Here is a 19,664-nt window from a genome sequence, read left to right as displayed (position 1 = left end):
TAGACGGTAGACGGTAGACGGTAGACGGTAGACGGTAGACGGTAGACGGTAGACGGTAGACGGTAGAATCGTTAAACAACCTCCAAGGGTTGTCAAACCCTCTCTGTCTACTGTCATCTGTCGACTACAGCCCACTGTCGACCGTCATCTGTCGACTAAATCCCACTGTCATCTGTCGACTAGTTCACCAAAACCCCTCCAGCCTGACCGTATTCGCCTCCCCGGGCCGCCCTTCGGCGTCAAAGGTCTGTTCATGCAGGTGCAGGTTGCCCTGCCGATCGATCATCAGACCGGTGCTGGCCCGGGTGCCGTATTCGGGCAGCTGGATGAACTGGGCCGACAGGGCCTTTTCCCATTCCGGGCTCAGGCCGGTGGCGGGCAGTTCGTCAGGAGCGGCGGTGGCCGGGTCCAGCAGCAGCGCGGCCAGTTCGGTCACCGGGCCGGGCCGGTCGGCCCAGTCCGCCATGCGGGCACAGGCCTTGCGCACCTTGGGCCAGGGCACATCCAGAGTGGCGTTGCTGAGCCCGTGAATGCCGGCAGCCATGGGCTCAGCGCGGGGCGTGTGGTTGGACACGCAGTACAGGCCCTGCTGATCACCCAGCAGCAGATTGAAGCCCTGATACTCCGTCTTGCGCGGCTCCAGATCAGCCAGCACTTCGCTCAGCGGGCGCGGGTCCAGCAGCACATCCAGCACCAGTTGGCCGCGTGAGGGCCCGGTGGTGGGCGGTGCCGGTATCTGGCGCACATTGGTCAGCGCCGCAATGCGGCCCGTCGGCTGGTAGACCCCCAGCCAGGTGCCACCTGCCTGCAGGTCGCGTCCGGCATGGAGCCCGGGGTGCTCCGGCCAGGCATGCAGCGGTTCGGTCGGACGGGCAAAAAACTCGTCCCGGTTCGCGGCCAGCAGCAGCGGGTAGTCGGCGTGATGATTGAACGCAAAGGTGATCAGGCACATGGGACAGCGGCCGGTTCGGTGAATTCAGGGCGCAAGTATATCAAGCCTGCCCAATAAAAAACGGCAGCCCGAGGGCTGCCGTGTTCTGTTGCTTCGACAGAGGCTGATCGTTTTACAGATCGGTCAGATCGAAGTAGTTCGCCCGGGCCTGCAGGAACGCCATGTCGTTGACGTCCGTGCGCTGACGCAGGGTATTCAGAGACGAAATGAAGCTCTCTGTGGTGCGGCGAGTCAGCGGATCGCTGTCGTCACGCAGTTCACGAATGATGTCCTTGGCATGGCCGGCACCGGCCTCCAGGATATCTTCCGGGAACTGACGCACGATAACATCATGGTCATTGACCAGAGTCTGCAGTGCAATCGGGTCATTGGCGTAGAAGTCGGACGCCACCTGATCGTACTCCGCCTGACAGGCCAGCTCGACGATGCGCTGCAGGTCGTTGGGCAGTTCCTCGAACTTGGCCTTGTCGACCACACACTCGGTGGCCAGGCCGGGCTCGATAAAGCTCGGGAAGTAGTAGTTCTTGTGAATCTGGTGGAAGCCCAGCGCCAGGTCATTGTAGGGCCCGACAAACTCGGCTGCATCCAGCGCACCGGACTGCAGTGCCTGATAAATCTCACCGGCTGGCAGGTTGACCACAGAGGCGCCCAGACGGCTCCAGACTTCACCACCCAGACCCGGTGTCCGGAAGCGAATACCCTGGATATCATCCAGACTCTTCAGTTCTTCGGGGAACCAGCCAGCCGCCTGGGTGCCGGTATCGCCGGACAGGAAGCCCTTGAGGCCGAACTGGTCATAGATGTCATCCCAGATTTCCTGACCACCCATGTAGCGTACCCAGGCCGCCATCTCACGCGAGGTCATGCCATAGGGCACCCCGGTAAAGAACGACAATGCCCGGCTGCGGTTGATCCAGTAGTAAGCGGCCCCGTGCATCATCTCGGCAGAGCCCTCGATGACCGCATCCAGCGACTCCAGTGCCGGCACCAGCTCACCGGCCGAATAAACGCGCACGGTCAGACGGCCACCGGACATCTGGGTAATGCGGTCGGCCAGACGCTGTGCGCCCACACCCAGACCGGGGAAGTTGCGGGGCCAGGTAGTGACCATGCTCCAGGTCCGATTGCCGCTGTTCTGGGCAATGGACTTGCTGCCAATGGCCATGGCCCCAACGCCGGCCGCCGCAGCGGATCCGGTAATAAAATCACGACGTTTCATGGTTTCTTTCCTCTCGTTTTATTGTTGTTGCGCTTCCTAACGGATCACCGAAGGCAGCCAGGTTACCAGGCCGGGGAATGCCACCAACAACGCGATGACGACAATCTGCAAGCCCACAAAGGGAATGGCCCCTTCATAAATCTGGCGGGTCGTCACCGAATCCGGCGCCACCCCACGCAGATAGAACAGCGAGAATCCAAAGGGCGGTGTCAGGAAGCTGGTCTGCAGGTTGACCGCAATGATGACACCCAGCCAGAGCGGATCCACGCCCATGAACAGGAGAATCGGTGCTGTGATGGGTACCACCAGAAAGATGATCTCGAAGGTATCGAGAATAAAGCCCAGGAAGAACATCAGCAGCATGATGAAGATGATGGCACCGACAGTACCACCCGGCAGCGCATTCAGGAAATCCGCGACCAGTTCATCGCCACCCATGGTGCGGAACACCAGGGCAAAGACCGAGGCGCCGATCAGGATGATGAAGATCATCGAGGTGGTGGTGGCCGTGGCCATCATCACATGGCGCAGGTTGGCCAGGGTCAGCTTGCGCTTGAAGGCGGCCAGCAGCATGGCACCCATGGCACCGACGGAGGCCGACTCGGTGGCGGTGGCAAATCCGAACAGAATGGAGCCCAGTACTGCACAGATCAGCAGCAGGGGTGGCACCAGACTGACGACCACATCCTTCAGCAGGGCGGCCTTCTCCTCGTCAGTCACTTCCAGCGCCGGACAGGAAGCCGGGTCACGCCAGGCCTTGTAGCCCATGTAGAGCATAAAGATAGCCACAAACATCAGGCCGGGAATGAAGGCACCGGCAAAGAGGTCACCCACCGACACCACCTGCGGCGCGAAGTTGCCCATCTGCATCTGCACCTGCTGATTGATGCCGGACAGCATGTCACCCATGAAAATCAGCACGGTGGAAGGCGGTATGATCTGCCCCAGGCTGCCCGAAGCGCAGATGACACCGCTGGACAGACGGGGGTCATAGCCGGCCCGCAGCATGGCAGGCAGTGACAGCAGGCCCATGGTCACTACGGTGGCACCCACGACACCGGTCGAAGCAGCCAGCAGGGCACCGACAATGATCACCGCCATGCCCAGGCCGCCGCGCATGGTGCGGAACAGCCGACCCATGGTGATCAGCAGTTGCTCGGCAATACCCGAACGTTCCAGCATCATGCCCATGAATATGAATATGGGCACGGCTATCAGCACATCATTGCGCATGATGCCGCCGTAGCGGGAGGCCAGAGTACCGAACATGCGCGGTTCGAACACGCCGAGCCAGTAGCCGATCAGGGCAAACAGCATCGAGACGCCGCCCAGCGTAAACGCCACCGGGAAGCCGAACAGCAGAAAGCCGATAATGGCGAAAAACATGATCAGGGCGAGGATTTCACCCAGCAGTATCGGATCCATGGTCAGCCCCCCCGCTTGTAACGGAAGTATTCGGGCACCAGATCCTCGCGGTCAGCCAGGATCAGTATGCTGCGCCCGACCATGGCCAGGGCCTGCAGGCCCACAACCACTGCAAACACCAGTATGAAGCCCTTGACGATATACAGGCCCGGCATGCCGCCATAGTTGTTCGAGGCCTCCATGATGCGCCAGGACCGACGCACATAGGGCAGACCGTAGAGGAAAACGATGGTGACAAAGGGGGCGACGAACAGCACGCTGCCCGCCATGTCCACCACGGCCTTCCATTTGTGCGATGCCGGGCGGTAGAACACATCGACCCGCACATGCTGGTTGGTCAGCAATGCGTAACCGGCAACGCCCATGAACATGACCCCGCCCAGCCAGACGAACAGGTCCTGCATCCAGACAAAACTGATGGAGAAGAAGTACCGCAGTATGACCACGGTAAAACAGATCAATACGACAGCCAGTGAGAACCAGGAGAAAAACTGACCGAGCAGCCAGTTCACCCGGCAGATCGCTCTCACCATCCACGACAACAGTTGCATCAATAATCCTCAGTGTTATTTTTATCAGCTGTTTTGCACACCATTAAGCCTGATCCATCAGGTGGTGCAAAGGCTATTCGTATGAGTACCGAATAACAACGCAATAATACCGAGCTTGAAATACGTAGTACTACTGATTTTCAGCCTGTGTATCACCACGGATGCCACCATGAACCTGAAAGCCAAGATACTGCTGCTGGCCATTCTGCCGTTGCTGGCTGCTGCGACCGTGCTGTCCCTGCTCGGCCTCAATCATTCCCGTCAGTTGGCCGCCCAGGTTCTGGATGTGTATGAATACAACCTGACCGAGTCACGCAAACAGGCGCTGAAAGAACAGATGGATCTGGCGTCCTCGGCCATAGCTACCATTACCAGCGACCCGCAGCGCAGCGAAGCCGAACAACAGGCTGCGGTCCGTCACCTGCTGCAGAACCTGAGCTTCGGCGAGGACGGCTACTTCTTTGCCTACCGACAGGACGGCATCAATGTCGTCCATCCGACCATACCGGAGTTCGTGGGCGAAGACCTCTACGAGTACCGCGATCGCAATGGCAACCTGCTGATTCAGGGCCTGCTGGATGCCGCCAACAGTGGCGGTGGCTACCATCGCTACATCTGGGAACGCCCGCCACTGATGGAACAGGAAGACAAACTGGGCTATGCCGATCTCATAGAACCCTGGAACTGGATGTTCGGCACCGGGCTGTATCTGGATTCCATCACCGAGGAGGTGGCCAAGGTCAAGGCGTCCTTCGATGCCAATATCCGCAACAGCTTCATCGCCGTCATGACGGTGATTCTGGCTACCGTGGTGCTGATCGTGCTGCTCGGACTGGCCATCAACCTGCACGAACATCGGCTGGCCGACGGGCGGCTGCGCGCCCTGGTGCAGAAGTTTCTGCGCCTGCAGCTCAACGAGCGCCGCAAGTTCTCGCGCGAACTGCATGACGGCATCAACCAGCAACTGGTGTCGCTGAAGTTCCGCATCGAGTTGGCCGAGAAGAAACTGAACTCGGCCTCCGGCCAGCAGGCCGCATTGCAGGATCTGGGCATCGCCAGCACAGTGCTCAACCAGACCATTCAGGAAGTACGGCAGATCTCGCACGACCTGCGCCCCGTATTGCTGGATGATCTGGGCCTGCGGCCCGCCTTGCGCGCGCTCTCGGAACATTTCGAGGAACTGACCGGCACCCGCGTGGAACTGGACTATGACCTGGACAGCGAAGCGGTATCGGACGAAGTGGAGATCACCATCTACCGCATCACCCAGGAGTCACTGAACAACACCGAAAAACATGCCGCCGCCAGCCACGTCAGCATACGGCTGTACCAGCGCCACGGGCGCATTCATTTCCATATTCGGGACGACGGGCGTGGGTTCGATCCCCACCGGGCCCAGAAGCAGGGTATCGGCCTGGTCAACATGCGCGAACGCGTGGAAGTCGTGGGCGGCCAGTTCAGTCTGCAGGCCGCCCCCGGTCAGGGGGCCGAGATTCATGCCATACTGCCCGGCCAGAAGGGCCGGGCCCAGCACACCGAACGAAGGCAGGCAGCTTCATGACCATACCGGAAAAGATCCGCGTTCTGCTGGTGGACGACCACCTGCTGGTACTGGATGGCCTGGCCGCACGGCTGGCCTGCGAGGCTCATATCGACATCGTCGGTCAGGCCCACAACGGCGAGGAAGCGCTGGCCGCTGCGCACGAGCTGAACCCGGATGTGGTGATCATGGATGTCTCCATGCCCGTGCTCAGCGGCCTGGAGGCCATGGCCCGGTTTCGCGTCGAGCAGCCCGACATCCGGGTGCTGATGCTCAGCATGCATGACGACCGCGAGTACATCCTGCCGCTGGTCCGTTCCGGGGCCTCCGGCTATGTGCTGAAGGATGTGTCGTCACACGAACTGATCAAGGCCATCGAAACGGTGCATCAGGGCAACACCTATTTCAGCTCCGGGGCCACGCAGGCCCTGTTCCATGCGCCCGAGCCGAGAGCCGAAATCGAACCGCTGAGCCCGCGCGAGGAGTCTGTCCTGAACCTGATCGCGCTGGGACAGTCCAACAAGGAGATTGCGCGCACCCTGACCATCAGCGTGCGCACGGTGGAAACCCACCGCTACAACATCAAGCAGAAGCTGAATATTCAGACCACGGCCGGCCTGACCCGCTATGCCATCGACCACAACCTGGTCTGACCCGAAGTCAGGCCGTGCCGGGCACGCGCACGCGCCGCAGGGTGGCCAGCGCAATGCCACTGAAGATCAGCACCATACCGACCCAGTGGAAGGCCAGCAGACGCTCGCCCAGCAACAGGGTCGCCAGCAGCAGAGCCCAGACCGGAATCAGGTGGATGAAATAGCCGGCCCGGTTTGGCCCCAGCAGCTCAACCCCTCTGTTCCAGAACAGAAACGCCAGCACCGAGGCAAAGATACCCACATAGCCGATGCTCAGCAGCGCCGTGCTGTTGAACACCATAACCCGGCCCTGTACGGCATGCTCCCAGATGAAGGCCGGCGTCAGCATCAGCCAGCCCAGCACCACGGTCAGGGCGAAGAACACGGTGCCGTTGAAACCGGCCGGCCGCCGGCGCAGCAGTACCGAATAGAGCGACCAGCTGGCCACGGCCACCAGAATCCACAGATTGCCGGCCCCCCCGTCCACCACCGCGCCCAGCTGATCCGGACGGCCCTGCGCTATGATTACCAGCACGCCGCCCAGCGACAGCACCATGCCCAGCCCCTGGCGGGCCGTCACCGGCTCGCGGAACAGCAGCCAGGAAAAGGCCAGAATCATCATCGGCGCCGAACTCAGTACCAGCACCGCATTGGAGGCCGGCAGCGTCTGCAGGCCCAGATAGACAAAGGTATTGAAGCAGGTCACGCTCAGCACCGAGACGGCGAGCAGATAGCGCCAGTGTTGCCGGATGTCCGCCCGTGACTGCCACAGCCCCCGGGCCGCAAACGGCAGGATGATGGCACCGGCCAGAATCCAGCGCCACCAGGCCAGGGCAATGGGCGGAATGTCGGCGGAAACAGCGCGCCCCAGCACAAAATTGCCGCCCCAGAACAGGGTGGTAGCACCCAGCAGAGCCAGCGCCAGCGGGCCGATACGAGAATCTGACAACGACATCCAGAGCTTCCAATCTTGTTTTTGGGGGCGACAACAGTAACGGTTGCGGCTAGATTAAGGCAACCGAAACCCTACAGACTCCGGAGCCTGTGCATGACCCAGTCTACCTGTGACCTTTACGACGAACATGGCGACACCCTGCAGGTGCTGCCGGCCGAACTCATCTGCTTTGGCGGCCGCACCCGTTTCAGCGGCACTGCGGTGACCGTCAAGTGCTTCGAAGACAACTCGCGCATCAAGGAACTCGGGGTCACCCCGGGCAAGGGCAAGGTTCTGATCGTTGACGGCGGCGGCAGCCGCCGCTGCGCCCTGCTGGGCGACATGATCGCGCAGGACTTTATCGACCAGCAGTGGGAAGGTGTCATTCTGTACGGCCTGATCCGCGATCGGCAGGAACTGTCCGGCATGGACCTGGGCGTCAAGGCGCTGGGCTCGATTCCCCGCAAGTCGACGCGCCGGGGCGAAGGCCAGACCGATCTGCCGATCCAGATCGCGGGCGCCCGTATCCACCCCGGCGATCAGGTGTTCGCCGACGAGGACGGCGTGGTGGTGATGCCGGCGACACGCTGACATCACCAGCCGGCCGGGCTCAGCCATCGATCTTGTTCAGTGAGCTCGCCAGTGCTTCCACGCGCTGGTTGGTTTCATCGACCAGGGTATCGATCTCGCCGGCCGAACCACTGGACTTGCTGGCCAGCGAGCGCACTTCATCCGCCACCACGGCAAAGCCGCGGCCGGCCTCGCCAGCGCGTGCCGCCTCGATGGCCGCATTCAGCGCCAGCAGATTGGTCTGCTCGGCAATGCCGTTGATAGTGGAAACAATGCCACTGATACGCTTGCTGACCTGCAGCACGGACTCCATGGCTTCCCGGGTTTCGTTCAGGGCCTGGTGCCGGTCGGTGATATCAATGCCGAACAGCACATAGCGCCGCACACCGCCGGCGAAATCCTTCAGCGCCACAATCTGATAGTCCAGCGCCAGCATCGGCAGACCGGGCAGGCTGACCGTTCCGCGGCCACTGTATTCACCCTTGTCAGCCAGTACCTTCCGGTTTTCGGCAGACAGCTCGGACCACAGGGACTGCGCCACCTTGCGCACCGCATCCTCGGTACGGAAGCTGTCATGCAGCAGCTGGTTGGCGGTCAGAAACTTGCCGTCCGGGCTGAATTCCATCGTCATCATGGAGCGCTCAATCGCATTCAGGCGCCGATTGAAATCGACCGTCTGCTGCTTGCTGCGGGTAATGTCCGCTTCCACCGATATGAACCGCTCCACCTGACCGCGCTCATTGAACACAGGCGCAATGGACAGCGAGACCCAGTAGGGCTCGCCATTCTTGTGGTAGTTCAGAATCTCGGTATAGAAGGGTTCCAGCCGGTCCAGGCTGGCGCGAATGCCCCGCACCGTTTCCGGATCAGTGCCTTCGCCCTGCAGCATGGGGCCGGGCTTGCGGCCCCGGCATTCTTCCATCGTGTAGCCGGCCAGCTTTTCAAACCCGCTGTTCACGTACTCGATGCTGCCCTCGGCATCGGTGATCACGATACCGGTGTTGGCCTCATCGGCCACCAGCGACAGCATTTCCATCTTTTCCCGCCGCAGCACCTCTTCGGTGACGTCCTTGATAAAGGCCGTATAGGTGATGCGATCATCGAATTCGATCTTGCAGATGGCCGCCTGGCCCCAGCGCGACTGCCCATCATGGCGCTCAATGGGCAGTTCCTTGTAGCTGCCGACAATGCGGTTTTCGCCCGTGGTGCGGTTGCGCTCGATAAAACCGTCATGCTGGCCGCGCCACATATCGGGCACCAGCATCTTCACGTTCTGTCCCAGCACCTCGGCGCGTGAATAGCCCCAGAGTGTTTCCGCCGCACTATTGAAGAAGGTGACCCGGTTCTGCTCGTCGATCGAGATCACCGCATCCATGGCCTGTTCCAGGGTCTGGCTGTTCTGCTCGTGGACAAAGCGCTCGCGGGTAATGTCCCGCACCAGCAGCGTGCGTCGCTTGCCGCGCCGACCGGTTTCATCCGAGACCGCCAACTGGGCCCAGAAAGAGGTGCCGGCAGCGGTCCGCAACGAGGCCTCACGCAGCCCTTCAGCTCCGGTCAGGATGGCGGCGGGCAGCCAATCGGCCGCCGGTTTGCCCAGCACGGCGGCCCGGGTGAAGCCCCACAGCTGCTCGGCTGCAGCATTGCAATACCGGATACGCTGCTGTTCATCCAGCCGCAGTGCGGCCAGCGGAGAGCGATCCAGCATGGCATCGGCGTCGGAACGCCGGCCGGTTAAACGATTCAGAAATGCCTTGACCATACTACCACTTCCTGTAAATGGCCCGGCACAGGCCGGACGCGTAACTACGTTGGCGGAAGCGGTGCTGCTTTTCCCGAACACATGGGATAACCGCAGGCAGACTTCCGAACTCAATGTGTCTACGCAGCGGAAATCGTTTCAGGTCTTTTCTGTATCAAATCCTGTATCGCGTCGGGTCATTTGCCCCGCTGATCCAGCCGGGTCCGGGCCCGCACGACGGCCGCGCGCACCTGCGCCGGCGCGGTACCGCCCAGATGATCCCGGGCAGCCACCGAGCCTTCCAGCGTCAGCACGTCGAATACATCCTGCTCTATGGTGGTGCTGAACTGCTGCAGCTCGTCGAGTGTCATCTCGGAGAGGTCCTTGCCCTGCGCCAGGCCATGGGCCACAGACTGGCCGACCACCTCGTGCGCATCACGGAACGGCATGCCCTTCTTGACCAGATAGTCGGCCAGATCGGTGGCGGTGGAATAGCCGCGGATCGCGGCCTCCTTCATGTTGGCCCGCCGTGCTTCGATATAGGGCACCATGTCGGCAAAGGCCCGCAGGCTGCCGGCCAGTGTATCCACGGTATCGAATACCGGCTCCTTGTCTTCCTGATTGTCCTTGTTGTAGGCCAGCGGTTGCGACTTCATCAGCGTCAGCAGCGACATCAGGTGGCCGAACACGCGCCCGCTCTTGCCCCGCACCAGTTCCGGCACGTCCGGGTTCTTCTTTTGCGGCATGATGGAAGAGCCGGTACAGAAGCGGTCCGGCAGCTCCACAAAACCAAACTGGGCCGAGGTCCACAGCACCAGTTCCTCCGACATGCGGGACAGGTGCATCATGATCAGCGACGCCGCAGCGCCGAACTCGATGGCGAAATCACGGTCCGACACGCTGTCGAGGCTGTTCTCGGTCACACCGTCAAAGCCCAGCAGATCGGCCGTGAACTGACGGTCGATCGGATAGGTGGTGCCGGCCAGGGCGGCGGCACCCAGCGGCAGTACATTCATGCGGGCCCGACAGTCGCGCAGGCGCCCGTGGTCGCGCTCCAGCATCTCGTTCCAGGCCAGCAGGTGGTGCCCGAAGGTCACCGGCTGCGCCGACTGCAGATGCGTAAAGCCGGGCATGATGGTGTCAGCTTCCTGCTCGGCCAGATTCACCAGGCCCTGCTGCAGCCGGGTCAGCTCGGCGCTGATATGGTCGATCTCGTCGCGCAGGTAGAGCCGGATGTCGGTCGCCACCTGGTCATTGCGGGAGCGGCCGGTATGCAGCTTCTTGCCCACGGCACCGATGCGGTCGGTCAGGGCCTTTTCGACATTCATGTGCACGTCTTCCAGCGCCACCGACCACTCGAAGGCACCCTGCTCGATATCGGCCATGACCGCTTGCAGGCCCGCGATGATCTGATCGCGCTCGTCAGCCGTCAGCACGCCGACCTTGCCCAGCATGCTGGCATGGGCAATGGACCCTTCGATGTCATAGCGGTACAGGCGACGGTCAAAGCCCACACTGGCGGTGAATGCGGCCACAAAGGCATCGGTGGATTCGCTGAAGCGACCACCCCACTGGACATTGGTCGAGTCTGAGGACATGGTTGCCGGGCTCCCTGAAATAAAGACGTTTGGGCGCGCCATTATACGGCACAGCGCACAGGAGCACGACCTGCCTCTTGGCCTGTGCGGTGAAACGCCTTATGGTAGCGCCAGACGACTTCCGGAACCTGACGCCGCATGCGAGACTCCGCAGCCGCCACCACCCTGAGCCCGCCGACGCTGTGCACCGACGACGCGGTCTGGTTCGTGGTGCTGATTGCCCAGTTGCTGGGTCTGGTGATCGCCCTGTTGCTGGGCCTGCCGAACTTCTGGCTGCATCTGGCCCTGGCGTCCCTGTTCTGTCACTGGGTGGGCCTGGTCGGCCTGGCCTGTCTCTGCCAGCTGCAGAAACGCGGCGTCGACGGCCAGGCACGCCGGCACTGGGTGCTCTACTGGGGTGTATTGTCGACCCTGGGCATAGTGGCTCTGACGCTGGGCCACCGGCTGCATGCCTGGCTGTTTCCGTTGCAGGCCATGAACGACCCGGGCACCCTGTTGATGCAGGTGGCTGCAGTGCTGCTCTTTGCCGGGCTGCTGCTGCGCTACTGGTATCTGCAGAACGCCCTGACCCTGCGCCAGCAGGCCACCACGCGGGCCGAACTGGATGCCCTGCAGGCCCGCCTCAATCCACACTTCCTGTTCAATGCCCTGAATTCGGTAGCAGCGCTGATCCGTCAGGACCCGCAGCGTGCCGAACAGGCCGTGGAGCACCTGTCCGATCTGATGCGGGCCAGCCTGCGCTCGCAGCAGGCGCTGACGCCGCTGCGCCAGGAGATCGAACTCACCCGCGCCTATATCTGGCTGGAACAGGCCCGCTTCGGCGACCGCCTGCAACAGGACTGGCAGATCGACGACCGTCTGCTCGACCTGCAGGTGCCCATGCTGAGCCTGCAACCGCTGGTGGAGAATGCCGTTCGGCATGGCATTGGCCCCAGAGCCGAGGGCGGCACCATCCAGATTACGATCAGCGCAGCGGTCAGGGTGTGGATGATCCGGGTCAAGAACCCACTGCCGGAACAACCTGCCGAACCCGGCAACCGCTTTGCTCTGGACACCCTGCAGGCCAGGGGGGCGTCCCTGCTCGGCGACGCCTTCAGTCTGTCGACCCGCAAGGTCTCCGATCATTTTGTGGCCCAGATGACCTTCCGCCTGCCCGAGCACTGGGCCCCCGACCCGGGGCAGGCACCACCACCAGCCAGGGAGTGACGGTGTGACAACCATACTGATAGTGGACGATGAACCGCTGGCGCGGGAACGCCTGGCCGCCCTGGTCACCGAGCTGCAGCCCGAGGCCAGCCTGCTGACGGCGCCGAACGTCAAGGCCGCCGATGAACTGCTGCACCATGCCCGGCCCCCGGTCGACCTCGTCCTGCTGGATATCCAGATGCCGGGCGATACCGGGCTGGACTGGCTGCAGCGCCTGAACGAACTGGCGCATCCGCCGGCGGTGATCATGACCACGGCCTGGGCCGACTATGCGCTGCCAGCCATCCAGCAGGGTGCCGACGGCTATCTGCTGAAACCGGTCAAGGCCGCCGAACTGGCGGAGGCGCTGGAACGCGCGCGCCGTCAGAACCGGCTGCAGGCGCGCCGCCAGATCAGTCGCTTCCCGCTCAATGCCGACGGCACCGGGGCCAATATCGACCTGGGACAACTCTGCTACTGTGCGGCGGAAACACGCTGGGTCAGGGTGGTGACGGCGGACAACGAGTATGTGAGCGACCGCCCGCTCAAGGACTGGGCGGCGGAACTGGCGCATCTGCTGGTGCCGGTACATCGCAGCTATCTGGTCAGTCTGGAGGCGCTGGAAGCGCTGGAACGGGATGGAGGGCAGTATCGGGTCAGGCTGAAAAACGGGACCACGCTGCCGGTGAGCCGGCGCCACGCCCGCCCGCTGCGCGAGCGCCTCAGTACCCGCTGAGGCCGGTCAATTGCTGATAGCGCGCCAGCAGGGTGGGCTTGTCTTCAATCCGGTCCGGATCCTGCGGAATGCAGTCCACCGGACAGACCTGCTGACACTGGGGCTGGTCATAATGCCCCACGCACTCAGTACAGCGCAGCGGATCAATCACATAGGGGTCGCCGGCCTGAATGGCCTCATTGGGGCATTCGGGCTCGCAGATGTCGCAGGCTATACAGTCACTGGTGATCAGCAGGGCCATCAGACTCGATGCGCTCCGAATAGTGGCGACCCTTTTCGCGCAGCGCCGCAGCAACCACCGGATGCACAAATTTGGAGACATTGCCGCCCAGCAGCGAGACTTCACGCACCAGGGTCGACGAGATGAAGGAGTAGTGCTCCGCCGGGGTCAGAAACAGGCTTTCCATGCCGTCGACCAGGGCCCGGTTCATGTTGGCCAGCTGGAACTCGTATTCGAAATCGGACACCGCACGCAGACCGCGCAGAATGGCCGTGGCCTGCTGATCCTGCACAAAGTCGACCAGCAGGTTGCTGAAACCGCAGACTTCCACATTGGACAGCCCTGACAGCACCTCACGGGTGAGGTCAACGCGCTCATCCAGCGTGAACAGCGGTCGCTTCTTGGGGCTGGCTGCCACCCCGACAACGACCCTGTCGAACAGCTTGCAGGCTCGCTCTACCAGGTCCCGATGCCCGTTGGTGATGGGGTCGAAGGTGCCCGGATAGACAATGGTTACCATCGCGGAATCTCTCTGTTTTATGGCCCGCACTGCACGCACTCTCTATGCAGCCAGAAAGCGGGATGGTACCCCGAAAGCAGGTTGCAACTCAACGCACCAGCCAACGCCGGACCCGCTCGTGCAGCCAGCCGCTGTACGGGGGACGCAGCAGGCGCAGTGCGTTGAACGAACCGCTGCAGACCACCGAGCGCGCATGCGAGAAGGTCTGGAAACCCTCGAAACCATGATAGGCACCCATGCCGGAGGCGCCCGTGCCGCCGAACGGCAATTGCGGGTGGGCCAGTTGCACCAGCGCCTGATTGATGGCCACACCGCCGCTGGGCACCGCACAGAGCACATCCTCACGACTGCGCACATCGGAGCCAAAGTAATACAGCGCCAGCGGTCGGGGCCGGGCGCGCATGAAGGCAATGCCCTCGGCCGGCTGGCGATAGGTCACAATGGGCAGCCAGGGGCCGAAAATTTCTTCCTGCAGCAGGCCCGCGCTGTCCGGTACCTGCGTGACCGCCAGCACCGGCAGGCGCTCGTTCTGCTGCCAGTCGGCAGGCAGGTCCGCCTTGCCGTGCACCTCGGCGCCCTGCGCTTCGGCTTCCGTCAGCAGGTCCAGCAGCCGCTGGCGGTGCTGCGCATGGATGATGTGCGAATAGTCTTCATTGTGCTGATAGTCCGGCCAGAAGTCGGCCACGGCCTCGGCAAAATACTGCAGAAACGCCTGCAGCCGGTGTTCGGGCAGCAGCACATAGTCCGGCGCCACACAGGTCTGACCGGCATTGAGGCCCTTGGTGTGGGCCAGGGTGCGGGCTGTTTCGCGCAGGTTGGCGCGCGCGCCGACAAAGGCCGGCGACTTGCCACCCAGTTCCAGCGTCAGCGGCGTCAGGTTGGGCGCGGCTGCGGCCATGACCGCCCGGCCCACCGTGGTCGAACCGGTGAACAGCAGATGATCGAACGGCAGCGCAGCGAAGGCCTTGGCCACCTTCACATCGCCGGCAATCACCGAGATCACCGTCGGGTCAAAGTAGCGCTCGATCAGTTCGGTGACCGCGCGCGTCACTCCGGGCAGGGCCTCAGGCATCTTGATCATGGCCCGGTTGCCGGCCGCCAGCGCATCCACCAGCGGCCCCAGGGCCAGCAACAGCGGATAGTTCCAGGGCACGATAATGCCCACCACGCCCTTGGGCTGATAGCGCACCTCGGCCCGGGTGGGCTGCAAGTACCAGGGTGCCCTTCGCCGGCGCGGACGCATCCAGCGATGCAGATGCCGCAGCGCATGATCAATGGATTTCAGCAGCGGCAGTATTTCCAGCAGCCGGGTCTCGTCATGGCTGCGGTGCCCGAAGTCCTCGGCCACGCGTTCGCACAGCCACTCGCGGTTCTCCAGCAACAGGCGTCGCAGCAGGCGCAGGCGGCTCTTGCGCTCGTCCAGCGTCGGCCCGCCGGTCTGGTTCAGGTCCTGCTGAAAGGCCGCCTGCTGAGCCTGCAGACGGGCCTGCATATCTGTGACTTCCGGCATGGTCAGTCTCCTGATTCGGTGCGCTCAACGCGCAACAGCCGCTGGAACAGGCTACCACTGCGCGCTTCGCGGTGCATGTGCCAGCCCGGGCGCAGCGTCGGGGTGAAGGTCCGGGGGGTTTCCAGATAGACCAGGGTGCCGGGTGCCACAGCGCGGGAGGCCGCCAGTGCCTGCAGGCTGTGCTGGAACAGGTCGGCACTGAACGGCGGGTCCAGAAAGACCACGTCGAAGGGCTGCCCGGCCTGTTGCAGCCAGCCCAGTGCATCCACACAATACACCTGCCCTCGTGCCATCGCATCAAGGCGTTGCAGATGCTCCCTGATGGCGGCGGCCGCCTGTCGTTCCTGTTCCAGAAACACGACTTCCGCCGCCCTGCGGCTGAGCGCTTCCAGACCCAGCACCCCGCTGCCGGCAAAGGCATCCAGCACCCGGCGCCCGGCCAGATCGAACTGCAGCCAGTTGAACAGCCGCTCCCGCCCCTGTGACAGGGTCGGGCGCAGCCCCGGCAGCAGCGGGAAATCGAGCCGCCGGCCGCGCCAGTCGCCACCGGTCAGGCGCAGCGCATTCTGACTGCGTGCCGCACGCCCGGCCTTGCCGGCCCTAGGGTGCCGTGCCAAGCCATTGCTCCCAGAGTGTGGTGAAGGTGGCGTAGTCCAGTGCCGCCAGTTCGTCCGCCCGTGCGGGCAGGCGCTCCGGCGCCACGTCATAGGCGGCCAGCGTCACCAACTGGCGATGAATATAGTCGGTGGGGCGTTCACCCTCACCCTGAGCCGTCGCCCAGGCGGCACGGGTTTCCAGAAACCGGGCTTCCGACGGCACCTGACGCTGACTGCTGTCCAGCGTCGTATTGAGCAGGGCCAGGCTGTCCCGACCCCGGTGCGACCAGCGCAGCGTGGCATTGTAACCACTGAGGCGCTGCCGCAGCAGATCCATGGCCAGGGCGAAATGCAGATGTTCTTCCGTACCTGGGGGCGGGCTGGTCAGGCGGGTTACGGCGGAGGGCGGCTGAATGTCCACCACCACGCCCGGGGCATCGGCCCCGGCCAGCACCGAGGCAATCTCCTGCGTCCGTTCCGGTGTCAGCTCACCGGTCATCACGACTCGGGTCTGGCGGTTGGCCACCGGCAGCCAGTGGTTGAGAAAGCGGGTGCCGTCCTGCAGCGCCGCCGTGGTCAGCGGCAGCGTCAGGGTGGCTACCAGGCGCCCGTGGCGGGCTTCCAGATCCAGCTCTGTGGTCTCCGGCGGCCGCTCCACCGCCAGCGGCTGGCGGTCACTGAGCACCGAGATCCGGATCTGCCCGGAAGCGGGCAGCGGTGCCCAGGTCACCGGCAGGCCCGCCATGACCTCCTGCTGAAACTCGACTTCGGCGAGCGCAAAGTGGGTGCGTACCTCGCCCGCTGGCGGCTCAACCAGAAACGCCTCCGACGGCCCCAGGTTGTTGAGCAGGGGAATCAGCGGAATCAGGATAAAGATCAGCAGCCACAGGAAACGGCGATTGAAAAACGCTTTGCGCTGCGGAGCTGTCTTGGGTTGATCAATCATGGGCAGGGCGTGTATTCAGTTTTGCTACATTCTGCATTCTGATAGCATTGGGCGCCAGTTTTTCCCGGAATCACCCTGCATGTTCGGTTTTGGCAAACGCAAAGACAAGGGCACGGCTGTGCCCGCAACAGACAGTGGCAATCTGGTCGATCGGCTGCTGGACGGCCTGGGCAAAACACGCGCCCAGTTCTCCGAAGGCATGGCGTCCCTGTTCCGCGGACGGCGGGAAATTGATGACGAGCTGCTGGAAGACATCGAAACCCAGTTGCTGAGCGCCGATGTGGGCATGACCGCCACGCAGGAAATCATTGCCGAACTGACGGCACAGGTCGACCGCAAGGCCCTGCAGGACGTCGAAGCCCTGCGCGCGGCGCTGCAGCAGCAGCTGACCGCCCTGCTGACGCCCGTCGCCCGACCGCTGGAAGTGAGTGGTCACAAACCCTTTGTTATCCTGATGGTCGGCATCAACGGTGTCGGCAAGACCACCACCATCGGCAAGCTGGCGCATCAGTTCAAGGCTGACGGGCATTCCGTCATGCTGGCCGCCGGCGACACCTTCCGTGCCGCCGCCGTGGAGCAGTTGCAGGCCTGGGGTGAGCGCAACCAGGTACCGGTCATCGCGCAGCATACCGGCGCCGACAGCGCTTCGGTCATCTATGATGCCCTGCAGGCAGCACAGAGCCGCGGCGCCGACATCCTGATTGCCGATACCGCCGGGCGCCTGCACAACAAGGACAACCTGATGGCGGAACTGGAAAAGGTCGTGCGTGTCATGCGCAAGCTGAACCCCGAGGCGCCGCATGAAGTCATGCTGGTGCTGGATGCCGGCACCGGCCAGAATGCCGTCGCCCAGACCCGCCAGTTCCGTGACCTGGTGGGCGTCTCCGGCCTCACCCTGACCAAGCTGGACGGCACCGCCAAGGGCGGCATCATCTTCGCTCTGGCCCGCGAGTTCGGGCTGCCGGTGCGCTATATCGGTGTCGGCGAGCAGGCCACCGACCTGCGGCCCTTCAATGCGGAAGCGTTCTGCAGTGCGCTGTTCGGCAACAGCAGCGCCGACGAGGACGCCCGATGATCATTCTGGATCAGACCACCAAGCGCTATCAGGGCGGCCATGAGGCCCTGCGCTCCGTGAGTCTGCAGGTGGAAAAGGGCGAAATGGTGTTCCTGACCGGTCACAGCGGCGCCGGCAAGAGTACGCTGCTGAAACTGATCACCCGCATCGAAGTACCCACGTCCGGCCAGATTCGCGTCAACGGGCATCTGCTCAACCGCATGCCCAAGCGTCAGGTGCCGTTTTATCGCCGCGATATCGGCATGGTGTTCCAGAACCACCAGTTGCTGATGGATCGCACCGTATTCGACAATGTGGCCCTGCCCCTGCGCGTCTCCGGCGCCCACCCCGACGACATGCAGCGGCGCGTGCGCGCAGCGCTGGACAAGGTCGGGCTGCTGAAGCGCGAAAAATACTACCCGCAGATGCTGTCCGGCGGTGAACAGCAGCGGGTGGGCATTGCCCGCGCCGTGGTCAATCGGCCGACCATACTGCTGGCCGACGAGCCCACCGGTAACCTGGACCCGCTGCTGTCGCGCGAGGTGATGAACCTCTTTGCCGAGTTCAATCGGGTCGGCACCACTGTCATGATTGCCAGCCACGACCTGGGGCTGATCGCGCGCATGCCCTATCGGGTGCTGACGCTGCGCGAGGGCTCACTGGTTCGCTCTTCCGCCATCGAGGGTCTGCGCAATGGCTAAACGCAATACCAACCGGCTGAAAAAACGGGGCGTCCGGCGCCGCGAGTTCGGTGGCCGCACCTGGCTGCGCCACCACCGGTATCTGCTGCGCGAGAGCCTGGGCGACATCATCCGCCACCCCTTTGCCAGCGCCCTGACCTGGCTGGTCATCGCGGTGGCTCTGGCGCTGCCGGCCCTGCTCTATGTGACCCAGAAGAACCTGGACCAGTTGGCCGGACAGTGGCAGGAAGGCGCCCAGGTGTCGCTGTTTCTGGAAGACCGGGTGTCGGTCAGTGACGGCGAAAACCTGAGCCGGGACCTGCAGCGGCGCCCGGAAGTGCGCGATGCCTGGTATCTGTCGCGGGAAGACGCGCTGGACGAGTTCGCAGCCTGGATGGACATGGCGCCGGTACTCAGCTCGCTGGACAACAACCCGCTGCCGGCCACCATCATCGTGATTCCGGTCAGCCAGACCCGCACCGATATCGAAATTCTGGGCGAGCTGCTGGGCAGTCTGCCGGAGGTGGCCGACATGCAGATGGATATCGAGTGGGTGCAGCGCCTGGAGCGCATCAGCGAGGTGCTGCAGCGCAGCCTGCTGGCGCTGTCTGGCGTGCTGGGTCTGACCGTGGTGCTGGTGATCGGCAACACCATGCGCATGGCCACCGAAGCCCGTCGGGACGAAATTCAGGTCATCAAGCTGGTCGGAGCCACACAGAGCTTTGTGCGCCGCCCCTTCCTCTACATGGGCGTCTGGTACGGCCTGTTTGGCGGGCTGGTGGCCTGCGGCCTGATCTGGGCCAGCCTGGCGCTGCTGTCCGGCCCGGTGTCGGCCCTGGCCGACAGCTACGGCACCGCGCTGGGCCTGCGCCCGCTGACCTGGACCGAAGGCGCGACGCTGGTCGGGGTGGCGATATTGCTCAGTGTGATCAGCACCTGGCTGACGGTGTCACGGCGTCTGGCGCAGATTGAACCCAATCCGCTTTGATTGCGTAATCCTGTATTGTAAAGAGCACAAAACTGCTATAATAGGCGCAGTTAAAGTCAACGATCAATTG

At 63.1% G+C, this 19,664-nt stretch carries 19 protein-coding genes and 2 pseudogenes; 8 read left to right on the top strand and 13 right to left on the bottom strand.

Going from position 1 to position 19,664, the window contains the following annotated elements:
* Positions 1–184: 184 nt before the first annotated feature.
* The 4 genes from E4656_RS19710 to E4656_RS19695 all read right to left on the bottom strand — a co-directional run bounded on the left by E4656_RS19710 (position 185) and on the right by E4656_RS19695 (position 4,147).
* The gene (locus E4656_RS19710) at positions 185–952 is read right to left on the bottom strand and encodes an NRDE family protein (RefSeq protein WP_135485043.1); all 768 of its coding nucleotides are present in this window, start codon (positions 950–952) and stop codon (positions 185–187) included.
* Between the two features lie 112 nt (positions 953–1,064).
* Positions 1,065–2,171 (bottom strand): TRAP transporter substrate-binding protein, encoded by a 1,107-nt coding sequence (locus E4656_RS19705; protein WP_135485042.1) that lies wholly within the window; start codon positions 2,169–2,171, stop codon positions 1,065–1,067.
* A 36-nt stretch (positions 2,172–2,207) separates the two neighbouring features.
* On the bottom strand, positions 2,208–3,596 hold the full coding sequence (locus E4656_RS19700) for a TRAP transporter large permease (RefSeq protein ID WP_135485041.1): 1,389 nt from the start codon (positions 3,594–3,596) through the stop codon (positions 2,208–2,210).
* 2 nt (positions 3,597–3,598) lie between these two features.
* Positions 3,599–4,147: a TRAP transporter small permease subunit gene (locus tag E4656_RS19695; RefSeq protein WP_135485040.1), complete on the bottom strand. Its 549-nt coding sequence runs from the start codon at positions 4,145–4,147 to the stop codon at positions 3,599–3,601.
* 169 nt (positions 4,148–4,316) lie between these two features.
* Between E4656_RS19695 and E4656_RS19690 the strand changes: the two genes are divergently transcribed.
* Together E4656_RS19690 and E4656_RS19685 are read left to right on the top strand one after the other, a co-directional pair.
* On the top strand, positions 4,317–5,708 hold the full coding sequence (locus E4656_RS19690; RefSeq protein ID WP_135485039.1) for a cache domain-containing protein: 1,392 nt from the start codon (positions 4,317–4,319) through the stop codon (positions 5,706–5,708).
* Positions 5,705–6,340 carry a response regulator gene (locus E4656_RS19685; RefSeq protein ID WP_135485038.1) on the top strand — a complete coding sequence of 212 codons (636 nt, stop codon included), beginning with the start codon at positions 5,705–5,707 and terminating at the stop codon, positions 6,338–6,340. Before E4656_RS19690 ends, E4656_RS19685 begins: the two co-directional genes overlap by 4 nt.
* A gap of 7 nt (positions 6,341–6,347) precedes the next feature.
* Here E4656_RS19685 and E4656_RS19680 read toward each other — a convergent pair whose 3' ends face one another.
* Positions 6,348–7,274, bottom strand: coding sequence for a DMT family transporter (locus tag E4656_RS19680; RefSeq protein WP_135485037.1), 927 nt, complete (start codon positions 7,272–7,274; stop codon positions 6,348–6,350).
* Between the two features lie 93 nt (positions 7,275–7,367).
* Between E4656_RS19680 and rraA the strand changes: the two genes are divergently transcribed.
* Positions 7,368–7,844: a ribonuclease E activity regulator RraA gene (gene rraA / locus E4656_RS19675; RefSeq protein ID WP_135485036.1), complete on the top strand. Its 477-nt coding sequence runs from the start codon at positions 7,368–7,370 to the stop codon at positions 7,842–7,844.
* Between the two features lie 64 nt (positions 7,845–7,908).
* Here the strand turns inward: rraA and E4656_RS20800 are convergent.
* The 3 genes and pseudogenes from E4656_RS20800 to argH all read right to left on the bottom strand — a co-directional run.
* Positions 7,909–8,106: pseudogene (locus tag E4656_RS20800) on the bottom strand (methyl-accepting chemotaxis protein); the annotation flags it as partial.
* Positions 8,107–8,511: 405 nt separating this feature from the next.
* Positions 8,512–9,528, bottom strand: a pseudogene (locus E4656_RS20795) (PAS domain S-box protein); the annotation flags it as partial.
* Between the two features lie 230 nt (positions 9,529–9,758).
* Positions 9,759–11,159 (bottom strand): argininosuccinate lyase, encoded by a 1,401-nt coding sequence (gene argH, locus E4656_RS19665; RefSeq protein ID WP_135485034.1) that lies wholly within the window; start codon positions 11,157–11,159, stop codon positions 9,759–9,761.
* Between the two features lie 138 nt (positions 11,160–11,297).
* Here argH and E4656_RS19660 point away from each other — a divergent pair, with 138 nt between their 5' ends.
* Together E4656_RS19660 and E4656_RS19655 are read left to right on the top strand one after the other, a co-directional pair.
* Complete coding sequence (locus tag E4656_RS19660) at positions 11,298–12,365, top strand: sensor histidine kinase (RefSeq protein ID WP_135485033.1); 1,068 nt, start codon at positions 11,298–11,300, stop codon at positions 12,363–12,365.
* Positions 12,366–12,369: 4 nt separating this feature from the next.
* Positions 12,370–13,080: a LytR/AlgR family response regulator transcription factor gene (locus E4656_RS19655; RefSeq protein WP_135485032.1), complete on the top strand. Its 711-nt coding sequence runs from the start codon at positions 12,370–12,372 to the stop codon at positions 13,078–13,080.
* On the opposite strand, the gene E4656_RS19650 is transcribed toward E4656_RS19655, so the two are convergent.
* The 5 genes from E4656_RS19650 to E4656_RS19630 form a co-directional block, all read right to left on the bottom strand.
* On the bottom strand, positions 13,067–13,321 hold the full coding sequence (locus tag E4656_RS19650) for a YfhL family 4Fe-4S dicluster ferredoxin (RefSeq protein ID WP_135485031.1): 255 nt from the start codon (positions 13,319–13,321) through the stop codon (positions 13,067–13,069). The two genes, E4656_RS19655 and E4656_RS19650, sit on opposite strands and share 14 nt — an antisense overlap.
* Entirely contained in the window at positions 13,299–13,820 is a 522-nt protein-coding gene (gene coaD, locus E4656_RS19645) for a pantetheine-phosphate adenylyltransferase (RefSeq protein ID WP_135485030.1), read from the bottom strand. Before coaD ends, E4656_RS19650 begins: the two co-directional genes overlap by 23 nt.
* Positions 13,821–13,908: 88 nt before the next feature.
* Positions 13,909–15,330 carry an aldehyde dehydrogenase family protein gene (locus tag E4656_RS19640; RefSeq protein ID WP_205849288.1) on the bottom strand — a complete coding sequence of 474 codons (1,422 nt, stop codon included), beginning with the start codon at positions 15,328–15,330 and terminating at the stop codon, positions 13,909–13,911.
* Positions 15,331–15,332: 2 nt separating this feature from the next.
* Complete coding sequence (gene rsmD, locus E4656_RS19635; RefSeq protein ID WP_205849287.1) at positions 15,333–15,947, bottom strand: 16S rRNA (guanine(966)-N(2))-methyltransferase RsmD; 615 nt, start codon at positions 15,945–15,947, stop codon at positions 15,333–15,335.
* On the bottom strand, positions 15,931–16,872 hold the full coding sequence (locus tag E4656_RS19630) for a hypothetical protein (RefSeq protein WP_135485028.1): 942 nt from the start codon (positions 16,870–16,872) through the stop codon (positions 15,931–15,933). Before E4656_RS19630 ends, rsmD begins: the two co-directional genes overlap by 17 nt.
* Positions 16,873–16,951: 79 nt before the next feature.
* On the opposite strand from E4656_RS19630, the gene ftsY reads away from it, so the two are divergent.
* Genes ftsY through ftsX form a run of 3 tightly spaced genes read left to right on the top strand, consistent with a single transcriptional unit; the run spans position 16,952 to position 19,594 of the window.
* On the top strand, positions 16,952–17,947 hold the full coding sequence (ftsY, locus tag E4656_RS19625; RefSeq protein ID WP_135485027.1) for a signal recognition particle-docking protein FtsY: 996 nt from the start codon (positions 16,952–16,954) through the stop codon (positions 17,945–17,947).
* Entirely contained in the window at positions 17,944–18,627 is a 684-nt protein-coding gene (gene ftsE, locus E4656_RS19620) for a cell division ATP-binding protein FtsE (protein ID WP_135485026.1), read from the top strand. Before ftsY ends, ftsE begins: the two co-directional genes overlap by 4 nt.
* Positions 18,620–19,594 carry a permease-like cell division protein FtsX gene (gene ftsX, locus E4656_RS19615; RefSeq protein WP_135485025.1) on the top strand — a complete coding sequence of 325 codons (975 nt, stop codon included), beginning with the start codon at positions 18,620–18,622 and terminating at the stop codon, positions 19,592–19,594. The genes ftsE and ftsX overlap by 8 nt, the downstream gene beginning before the upstream one ends.
* Positions 19,595–19,664 lie beyond the last annotated feature (70 nt).

This window comes from Natronospirillum operosum (genome assembly GCF_004768465.1).
Classification (GTDB): domain Bacteria; phylum Pseudomonadota; class Gammaproteobacteria; order Pseudomonadales; family Natronospirillaceae; genus Natronospirillum; species Natronospirillum operosum.
Note: the sequence above shows the minus strand (reverse complement) of the source record. Positions and strands in the feature narration are given on the sequence as shown.